We start from the raw sequence: 7,188 nt of genomic DNA, 5'->3' as shown, positions 1-7,188 counted from the left end.
AAATATGTCAATACCAAATTTCCAAACGATTATGCTTCCGCTCTTGCAATGTTTTAGTGACGAGCAAGAGCACTCCGTTCAGGATTCAATGAGTACCCTTGCTAAGAAATTTGCTCTTAGTCAAGATGAGTTAAACACTTTGTTACCCAGCGGCAAGCAGACAATCTTTTACAATCGGGTAGGTTGGGCCAGAACTTATTTGACTAAAGCGGGACTTCTTGAAATGTCACGCCGCTCATATTACAGAATAACTGAGCGTGGTAAGCAAGTACTGGCAAGTAATCCATCACGAATTGATATGAGATTTCTCGAGCAATTTCCTGAATATGTTGAATTCCGAGAACGCGAGGGTGTGCGTCGCAGACCCAAAGAATCAAGGAACAATGAAGAAGAGAAAACACCAGAAGAAATTCTTGAAGATGCCTATGAAGAAATACGAGACGGTTTAGCTCAAGAACTGTTGGGATTGGTCAAGCAAAGCTCTCCTTCGTTTTTTGAACGTCTTGTGGTCGAGCTTCTTGTAAGTATGGGATACGGGGGGTCGCGTCGTGATGCGGCAAGAGCAGTAGGACAAGTAGGCGATGAGGGGATAGATGGCATTATTGATGAAGATAGACTTGGGCTTGACACCATCTATATACAAGCCAAAAGATGGGACAATGTTGTGGGAAGACCTGAGATACAGAAGTTTGTTGGAGCACTTATGGGGAAACGAACGAAGAAAGGAATCTTTATTACAACTTCATCGTTTTCTAAAGAAGCTGTGGAATATGTATCAAGCATTGATGCTAAGATTGTCCTGATTGACGGAAAACGTCTAGCTGAGTTAATGATAGACTACGATGTAGGTGTTACTACAGTAACGACTTACCAACTTAAACGAGTTGATTCGGATTACTTTGGCAATGGGTAAAAGGGGCTGGCTAAAACGCGCTTCACCTGACGCCGCTCCGCTGCACTTCGCGGCGCAGGTGAAGCGCAGACCGTTAGCCCGCCTGCTGTGATGAGCTGTGCGATCTTGTACGTGCGGGTGTAAGCAATGCATGTAAGAGAAGTTTAAGGTGGATAATGGCCAACCGTTGGGCGTTCAAATCTGATGTCAGCTTTCTTGAGAAGATTTCGATGGGTGCGGTAGGGACACATCGAGTCTTTGAGCATCTGAGAGCTCAAGGGCACAACCCCCTCGAACTTGAGCGTGGCTCAATGAGCTTCAAAATTTGGAAGAATATCAAGATTAAGCGGATCAGGGTGCCTGATATTCTCTGCGTAGCTTGTGGTCGTAGGGTCGAATCCAGAGCCAAGACTACTTTTGAAATCTCTATGTCGCATTCGTTGTCCGATCCAGAACGAGGTTGGGATTATGGCCTTAACGACAGCGACTTTGTAGCATTGGTGATTTGCAGGCGGGTTAGCGACAGGCCAATAGACTGGTAAGCCGATGAGCTTGTCCAGTATATCTCCGTTCATGATCTCCGTTCTGCCCAGAGAAACAACCTTATTGTTCTCGTGAAACCAAAAGGTGCGGAAGAAGGATTCGAGACCAGAATCAGTTGGCCTGCCGCAGTTGCGAAATCTGCAGGTATCGTTGAGACCGTTACCAACGATCGCATTCAATATCGCAGACAAAACGATAGTAGAATGATCACATTGAGCCTGTCTAAGCAAGGGCTTCATCTGAATCCTCTTGTTCGTGAAGGAGATGTCATTTCTGAACATCAACTGCTCGCAGCAGTCATCCCTGTAGTCAAGCAATTCCCCTGCTCGCGAAAAACCGATCAGAAGGATTATTATATTGCTCAGCTTTTAAGCCCGTCTCTGAGCAAGCGATACACCGCAGCAAAAGCTTTATCCACCTTCGAATCAGCGAGTGTTTCCAAGGCGCTCATTGATAGGGTCAATGCGGGCAATGAGCACATCTATGTAAGGCTTGAAGCAGCCGCAGGCCTTGCTCGTCACAATGAAGAACAAGGGTGGTCGTTCATTGAACGATGTTTGACAGATGACTATCTCCAAAATAGACTGGAAGCTGTTATTGTTTTGGGAGAGATCCTGAACGATACATCTTGCAGACTGTTATGCCGCGTTGTGAGTGATAACCAGCAACATCCTGAAATTCGCGCCGGAGCTGCTTGGGCGCTCGGTGAACTTGACAACAGCTTGGCTCTGCATGTTCTGATCGATAGCTTTTCTGCCGTGGATGAGGGTATTCGCATCGAGGCCGCCAGAGCTCTCGCGAAATTGGCCTCACGTTTTACCGGAGAGATCGTGAAAGAGTTTCCTCGGGCTGCTCCAGATAAACGGCCGGGAATAGCTTGGGCATTGAGCAAGTCATTGAGCAAGTCAGGGAACTTCAAACTTGAGGACTTGCTCAACGCACTCACCGATGATGAGGACGTCCGTCATTGGGTATCATACATCCTTGGCACACAAGATCAGCAAAGATACATCAACCAGATAGAGAAACTGAGGGCGCGAGACTCAGAGGTATATTTCGCCGTAACAGTCCTGTGGAAAATTATGACGAGTTGGGTCTACAACCTGGAGGAATACTGATGGAATCTCTGCCGGAGCCGCTATATACGACTCGTTATGGAGCAGCCTATGTCGGCGATGCTCTTGAGCTGCTGCAGGGGCTTCCTGATGAGAGCATTGACCTTGTGCTCACGTCGCCACCGTTTGCTCTGCAACGTCAGAAAGAATATGGTAATGTTGATCAGGATGAGTATGTAGATTGGCTTTTATCGTTCGCCATCGAAATAAAACGTGTACTTAAAAGCTCAGGCAGTTTTGTACTGGACCTTGGAGGTGCTTACCGCAGAGGGAGACCGGTTCGCTCGCTCTATAATTATCGCGTTCTCATCAGAATGTGTGACGACCTAGGCTGGAATCTTGCCGAGGAGTTCTTCTGGTTTAACCCATCCAAATTACCATCCCCTATAGAGTGGGTGAACAAACGCAAAATTCGCGCAAAGGACGCAGTCAATACCATATGGTGGTTTTCTAAGACGGACTTTCCCAAGGCTGATATTACCAAAGTTCTGCTGCCTTATTCTGAGCGAATGAAGCTTCTGCTGCAGAACAGCGACAAATACTATTCACCTAAGAAGAGACCGTCTGGACACGACATCAGTAGCCGTTTTGCGGAGGATAAGGGTGGAGCGATCCCGCCAAATCTTCTTCAAATTCCTAATACTGAGAGCAACTCGCGATACCTCAGATGCTGTCAGATTGTTGGCATCAATAGTCACCCGGCCAGGTTCCCTGAGAAGCTCCCAGAGTTTTTTATCCACTTTCTCACCGATGTAGGAGATACCGTTTTAGACATTTTTGCTGGTTCTAACACGACAGGCGCAGTGGTGGAAGCCTTGGGGCGAAGATGGATTGCTTTTGAGATTGATCGGTCGTACCTTGCGACGTCAGCGTTCCGCTTTCTTAACGGAGCCGAAGAAGATGCCGTGAGGGATTTGTATAGTGAGCTTATCACTGAAGGCACAAAGGGGATCATTATTCCGCAGGGAACAATGCAGCAATATCTTTTGGAGGAGACGGGCGAATATGAGACATCGTAGGAGTGCATAACCACAGTACGGCGGACTAACCTCGCGCTAGAGCCCACGTTGCTCCGCTGACGCTCCGCACGGCGGCTCAGCTCAGTTTATACGGCGCGTCACCAGCAGAATGCAAAGTGGCGTGTGCGATCTGTGTCGCGTTCAGGCACGTGCTTCTTGACGTCAACGTGCACGCAGCGTCGTGTGTACGGGTGCGTGTGGCGGGCGGGTGTGCGCGGCAGGGTGCGTTGGCTTTGCCCAATCCGCACGCCGCATAACAAGCGCATCCAGTCGAACGCCTTCGGCTCGATCCCGCGTGTCATCTTGTTTGCGGGCTTGGTGGTGTGGGATGCGGTACCTTGCGTGGGGCGGCTGAACCGCAAGCCGTTGGACGGCTGTATCTGGACAGTAGTATTCTGTAGTGGCAGAGTCACGTGGATCAAGCATTCAACAAGTTGCGCAAGCAGGCGAGTATTTTGTCGCGGCTGAACGAAACAAACGCGGTGCATTTGCCGTGACTGTTGCTGGAAATATGCCCAAGATCGATCATTGCGTCCAACTGCGATGGCAGCCGCACCGTTTACATTCAAGTGAAGACGAAGCGTGGTGGGAAGAACTGTTTTGTGCTATCATTGGGCTATGTCAACACGTATCTGAACAGTACAGGAGTATTCTGTAGTGGCAGAGTCACGTGGATCAAGCATTCAACAAGTTGCGCGAGCGGGCGAGTATTTTGTCGCGGCTGAACGAAACAAACGCGGTGCATTTGCCGTGACTGTTGCTGGAAATATGCCCAAGATCGACATCATTGCGTCCAACTGCGATAGCAGCCGCACCGTTTACATTCAAGTGAAGACGAAGAGCGGTAAGAAAAACTGGCATTCAAGTATCGTTGGTAGTCAGCCAATGTCTCCAAACGCCGATGAAACTCACTTTTGGGTGTTTGTCAATTTGGGTGATGCCAACACACCCCCACGCTACTGGATTGTGCCAGAATGGTGGATAAAAGATAATATCTACAAAACACATCAGGCATATCTGAACAAACACGGTGGAATACGTCCTGGGAATCCCGATTCAACGCACCACTCGATTGATGAGCGCAGACTTGAACCGTGGAAAGACCGTTGGGATATTCTCGGCATCTTTGGTTAAGCAGGAAGATTATAGTTCCAGAAAAGCCGCAATTGCCAGGAGCCGCTCAACACGCGCTTCCAGCCAACAGCGCTTCGCTCGCTCGCGACGGCTAATGCGCGAGCCGTTAGCCGTCTTCTTGAATTCAAGAGAGCAAGCAGGCATTGTTCGATAGGCATAACTGAGTAACGAACCGGGAGAATTGACTATGGGCTACATCCAAGACAATCTAATGCCGAACGAAAAGGTCCTTTTTACTGCCAATGTGCATCCTGCTGTGTTTTTACCTTCAGTGTTTTCTTTCGTAGTGAGCGTCGGCTTCGTTGTTTACGCCCTTATGACAGGTGGTAAAGGTGATATGACATCGGGGTTACTTGCGGGGTTCTTGTTGCTAACTGCCATATGGTTTTTCCTATCCTCGATTTTTCTAGGAGTTCAGGCGTTGATCATTCTCCTTACAACCGAATTTGCTGTCACGAACCAGCGTGTGATTGCCAAAAGGGGCCTTATTCGCAGACATACGCTCGAGATATTGTTGCCCAAAGTGGAAAGTATCTCGGTACACCAGAACATACTGGGCAGATTGTTGAACTTCGGAACGGTCACGGTTACCGGAACGGGAGGTACACGAGAGAGTTTTAGAGCAATTGTTGAACCCATTAAAGTCCGCAAGAAGATAACCCAAATTGTTGAGCATTATATGCAAGCTGATGCTCAGCCTGGGCAGCAGGGAACTCCTCAACGAGAAGGCAGCTAATATGCGCATCGAGCCGATTGCGCTTCGCGACACAGGTGATGCGCGGGCCGTTAGGCCGCTGTGTGCGTGACCGAACTTGCAGCGGAGCGCATACACGAATCGATTGGAAGCGCAGCATGAAACGCATGTTCACCATCGTAGGAAGTTTGTTGGGCCTGCTGGTGCTTGTAGGCCTGGCAGTGGTTCTTTCCATGACCCTGAACCAGCTGCGGGAGGGAGCGCAACTGGGATTTCAAACCTTCCAATCCCTTATCGAGACGCCAACGCATCCCCCAAAGCCCACACCCATGATACCATCGCCCACCATCCTACCGAAGCCTTCACCTCCTACGATGACCGTTACCTCGCTGCCCTATCCAATGCCGAAAACTCCGACGCCATCTGGAACGTCAATCGCAGTATCTAAGCCATAGGCGACTATCACACCGCCAGCTTTTCATACACTCCACATCTGTGCCCACACCATCAGGGCCGCTGCCACCCGGCCTGAATGGTGTATGGAGAAACAGACGCTCTTTCTGGAACCACGACGATCTGGCTGGCTAGCGCCACGAATCCGACATTGCGGAGAGTACTTACCACCTTCGCCCATAAGGTAGGTTATGGCGTGTAAGGGGCTGTTTCTCCTGACCGGGATAAGATTGCTTGCCTTGTCATCACTCCTAATGCTAGCGAGAGAGCTGCACGAACTGCCGGAAGGAAACTGTGGGTGATTGACCTGGACGGTACAGGCCTTCATCATATAGCAAATCAGGTAGGTTGCCTGGCTATGTAGACGCCTAACGGTCGCGCTTTAGTATTTGGTCGCTTGGTTGCACTGGAGAACCCCAAGAACCCGCACGTACCATTTCGGACAGAACTCTACCTGGTAACAGCCGATGGAACAGAACAGAGGCTGTTGCTGAGTGATGAACCTGCTTATGGCCTCCAACCACTCGGTTGGTCCGTGGATGGGCGGCAATTCTATTATGCGATAGGAACCCTTCAGGGTCAATGGGAGCTTTGGACGGTAGACAGGGCCGACGGATTAACCCGGTTTCAGGCCTCCCTCCCTTCCCAGTACCTCATCCAGAGCGCTTCACTTTCGCCGGATGGGACCAAAGTCCTCCTTAAGGTTTTGGATAAAGGTCAATACGCCCTTATTGTGCTCCGTGTAGATGGGCAAGAGCAAAAGACAATCGTGAGCGGAGCAACAGGAGACCAGCCTCTCAATCAATATGCCGCAGTCTGGTCTCCCGCTGCCCAGAGTATTTTCGTTCATATCCCTTCCCAGCCCGGGCAGCCAGCTCACCTGGAGCGGATTGATCTACGAACGGGCCAGAGGCACGTGATACCAACAGAGCCTATAATGGAGACAAATTCTTGATTCCTTAAGCCTGGTCGCCGGAAGGAAAGTGGCTGGTTGTTCTTAAGTACCTCCGCCTCCAGTCCTTGGCTTATCTGGTGCAGGTCACGGGGGGACCGATGGCGCAGATACCATTGACTCAATCTTCCAACTGGATAACTTCGTTTGGGTGGACAGGCTGAAGGTGATCAAGATGGCCTTCCACTTTCTTGTTCCATAATTTGGAAGGAGAGAGCGATGCCAAAGCGTTACGCACACGTTCGACCTCTATTCAGAGCCAGCTCATTGTTACTGTGTATGGCCTTGCTCAATTTTCTTCTACTTATCCAAATGAGTGACCCTTCGCGATGTGCAACCCAAGAAAGCTATCCTGAGCCCCACACAACCGGCACATCCAGCCTCCA

General features: G+C 49.8%; 7 protein-coding genes. 6 read left to right on the top strand and 1 reads right to left on the bottom strand.

The window, feature by feature from the left end; translation table 11 throughout:
* From JE47_RS0118820 to JE47_RS21125, 5 genes are all read left to right on the top strand, one after another.
* The coding region (locus tag JE47_RS0118820; protein ID WP_236631308.1) for a restriction endonuclease at positions 1-913 on the top strand (913 nt) is incomplete at its 5' end.
* A gap of 155 nt (positions 914-1,068) precedes the next feature.
* Positions 1,069-1,434 (top strand): hypothetical protein, encoded by a 366-nt coding sequence (locus tag JE47_RS0118815; RefSeq protein WP_031461230.1) that lies wholly within the window; start codon positions 1,069-1,071, stop codon positions 1,432-1,434.
* Positions 1,435-1,638: 204 nt separating this feature from the next.
* A complete protein-coding gene (locus tag JE47_RS0118810) occupies positions 1,639-2,553 on the top strand; it encodes a HEAT repeat domain-containing protein (RefSeq protein WP_031461229.1) in 915 nt (304 codons plus the stop codon).
* Positions 2,553-3,569 carry a DNA-methyltransferase gene (locus JE47_RS0118805; protein ID WP_051871213.1) on the top strand — a complete coding sequence of 339 codons (1,017 nt, stop codon included), beginning with the start codon at positions 2,553-2,555 and terminating at the stop codon, positions 3,567-3,569. Before JE47_RS0118810 ends, JE47_RS0118805 begins: the two co-directional genes overlap by 1 nt.
* A gap of 657 nt (positions 3,570-4,226) precedes the next feature.
* Positions 4,227-4,703 (top strand): hypothetical protein, encoded by a 477-nt coding sequence (locus JE47_RS21125; RefSeq protein ID WP_051871212.1) that lies wholly within the window; start codon positions 4,227-4,229, stop codon positions 4,701-4,703.
* Positions 4,704-4,712: 9 nt separating this feature from the next.
* Here the strand turns inward: JE47_RS21125 and JE47_RS22460 are convergent, their stop codons facing one another.
* Positions 4,713-4,847 (bottom strand): hypothetical protein, encoded by a 135-nt coding sequence (locus tag JE47_RS22460; RefSeq protein ID WP_269078004.1) that lies wholly within the window; start codon positions 4,845-4,847, stop codon positions 4,713-4,715.
* Between the two features lie 43 nt (positions 4,848-4,890).
* Here JE47_RS22460 and JE47_RS21120 point away from each other — a divergent pair, with 43 nt between their 5' ends.
* Complete coding sequence (locus JE47_RS21120) at positions 4,891-5,439, top strand: PH domain-containing protein (protein WP_051871211.1); 549 nt, start codon at positions 4,891-4,893, stop codon at positions 5,437-5,439.
* Positions 5,440-7,188 lie beyond the last annotated feature (1,749 nt).

Source organism: Chloroflexus sp. MS-G (assembly GCF_000735195.1).
GTDB lineage: Bacteria > Chloroflexota > Chloroflexia > Chloroflexales > Chloroflexaceae > Chloroflexus.
The sequence above is the reverse complement of the archived record's forward strand: the minus strand, read 5'-3'. Positions and strand labels throughout refer to the sequence as shown.